A 2723-nucleotide genomic window follows, 5' to 3' on the forward strand; every position below is an offset into this window, starting at 1 on the left:
TCTGGTGTTTTTTCTGATGAACAAGCTGTTACCATCAGGGCTAGTAAAAACACACTAAAAAATTTAATAATTGTTTTCATTTTCATTCCTATTATAGATTTATTTAAATTTATAAGTGCTTTCCTAGATAAATAAAAATGTAGATAAATTAAAAAATGGCATCCAAGGAAAGTGCTAAAAATGATACTATGTAATCACCTAAAAAAAAAAGCAATTTCATTAAAGCACAAAAATGGTTATTTGAAATTTAATAAGATATTTTGCCAATTAGGATCGAGCGTAGCTTTTAATATTACTTGCTTTTGTTCAATAGGGTGTGTGATTTTCAGTGTATGGGCATGAAGCATTAATCGTTTAATACCGAAATAATCAGCAAATGCTCGGTTTTGATGAAGGTCGCCGTGTTTACTGTCCCCTAAAATAGGGTGAAAAATATGTTTCATATGGCGTCTTAATTGATGTTTACGACCTGTTTGTGGTTTTAATTCGACAAAACTGTATCTTACGCTATCAAATTTCCTCACTTTAATGGGTATTTCAATTTTGCTAATACCTCGGTAAAAAGTCACTGCATTTTGTGCTGGCTTGTTTTTATCAGAAAATTTATCGGCGATTTTATCTAATTCCTCAACTAAAGGATAATCGATTATAGCTTCACCTTCCACGTAACCTCGCACAATGGCATAATAAGTTTTTTCAATTTGCTTCGTTGCAAATTGTTCAGACATTATTCGTGCTATATCGCTAGAGAGCGCAAATAATAGTACTCCTGATGTTGGTCGATCAAGCCGATGAACGGGAAACACATGTTGACCTATCTGATCTCGCAAAGTTTGCATAACAACAACCGTTTCATGTTTATCTAGCCAACTGCGATGTACAAGCCAACCAGATGGCTTGTTAATAGCGATTAGATTGTCATCTTGGTAAATAATTTCAAACATATTTTATTATTACTAACTAATCAATTATAAAAAGAGTTTTTCTAGTTCTATTGCGATGCTTGGGCTATTATTATCGCCAATGGCATAACTTGCTTTAGCTTTCACTTCATCATCAGCATTCCCCATTGCAATTCCTAATCCAGCAACAGATAACATACTGATGTCATTATAACTATCGCCAAAAGCAATTATTTCACTTAGATCAATATTTTCGTGTTCTGCCCAATGCGTTAAACCATTACCCTTGGTATTGCCTTTCACTGCAACATCCGCTCTATTTGACCAAGACCATTCACATGAAAACATATCTAATGCCTCTACTGCATTTGAAAACTGTTGCAATGCAGATATATTATGGCTACTTGTGGCAAATTTGAAAATTGAGGCAGATTCATCTATCAGTTTTTCAAAGCTATTCACTTTTTTGATTTCTGGTTGTAAAATGGTGGGTAGTGTATTAACCCACTTAAAAAAACTTTCAAGATGATCATCAAGAACTTCATAAGTCATCGATTGATCAGTATAAATTAAAGTATGTATCTTATACTGATTAACTAACTCCAATAATGTTTTTGCTTGATCTTTTGTCATTGGTTTTCCCGCAAACAATTGCTCATTTTCAAAATTGTAAAGATAAGAGCCATTACAGCAAATTGCTGGCGTCGATAAGTTAAGTTGGTAATAATAAGGATAAATTACAGAATGATGGCGCCCTGAAACTAAAATCACTTTTACACCTTGATCGCTTATTTTTTTGATCATATTGGCTGTTTCTGGCAGAACTAAACGATTACTGGTAAGTAATGTACCATCCATATCAAAGGCAACGGCTTTATATTTCATATTTATCCTCTTTGCATAATTATTATGGTCTAGCTAACCATCGCATAACTAACTATCATATAACTAACTAATCACATAACTAATATGCTATATGATAAACTAGGCCACGAGATCAAGTCACACTAAAACTCTATTTTTTGACGACCAATAAATGAATGAGAAAGTGTTGTACCATCAACCATTTCGAGTTCACCACCAACTGGTACACCATGAGCAATTCGAGTTGCTGTTACATTAAACTCTGCGCACATTTGTGCAATATAATTAGCTGTCACATCGCCTTCAACGGTTGGATTAGTGGCTAAAATGACTTCATTAATTGGTTCTGATGCTAGTTTGATTTTTAATAAATCAAGGCCAATGTCGTTAGGGCCGATACCATCTAATGGTGATAAGTGGCCTAATAATACAAAATAACGACCACTATACTGCCCAGTTTGTTCAATGGCAACGATATCAACTGGTGTTTCGACCACACAAAGCTGTCCGCTACTTTGACGGCGAGCATTTTTACAAATAGAACAAATATTTTGCTCGGTGAATGTTCGACACTCTTTACAATGGCCTATATTTATCATTGCCTCATGCAATTCATGAGCCAATTTAATACCGCCTTGTCGATTTCGTTGTAATAAATGAAAGGCCATTCGTTGTGCCGATTTTGGACCAACACCAGGTAAACAACGCAGTGCTTCCATAAGAGATTCTAGTAATGGACTTATTTGCATGAATTAATCTATTTCTCGCAGATTTAAATTGTTAGGTTAATAATACCTTATTTTCAATAATCTATTAAATAAGAATTATTTTAAAGGTGTATTTAATGTTGGTGAAAATTGAAAAATTGTAGGCAAATTCGTAGGTACAATAGTACTTAGCTGACAACAATTTACATAATAAATTGTTAAATCTATACTTATTTATTGATAGATTTTA

At 33.6% G+C, this 2723-nt stretch carries 3 protein-coding genes; all 3 read right to left on the reverse strand.

Features of this window, described 5'->3' with window-relative positions:
- Positions 1-236: 236 nt before the first annotated feature.
- A complete protein-coding gene (gene truC, locus A9G30_RS00360; protein WP_065566829.1) occupies positions 237-944 on the reverse strand; it encodes a tRNA pseudouridine(65) synthase TruC in 708 nt (235 codons plus the stop codon).
- Positions 945-968: 24 nt separating this feature from the next.
- A complete protein-coding gene (locus A9G30_RS00365; RefSeq protein ID WP_065587711.1) occupies positions 969-1787 on the reverse strand; it encodes a pyridoxal phosphatase in 819 nt (272 codons plus the stop codon).
- 122 nt (positions 1788-1909) lie between these two features.
- Positions 1910-2515 (reverse strand): recombination mediator RecR, encoded by a 606-nt coding sequence (recR, locus tag A9G30_RS00370; RefSeq protein WP_065566831.1) that lies wholly within the window; start codon positions 2513-2515, stop codon positions 1910-1912.
- Between the last annotated feature and the right edge of the window lie 208 nt (positions 2516-2723).

Origin of the sequence: Gilliamella sp. Fer4-1, assembly GCF_001690515.1 — a bacterium.
GTDB lineage: Bacteria > Pseudomonadota > Gammaproteobacteria > Enterobacterales > Orbaceae > Gilliamella > Gilliamella apicola_C.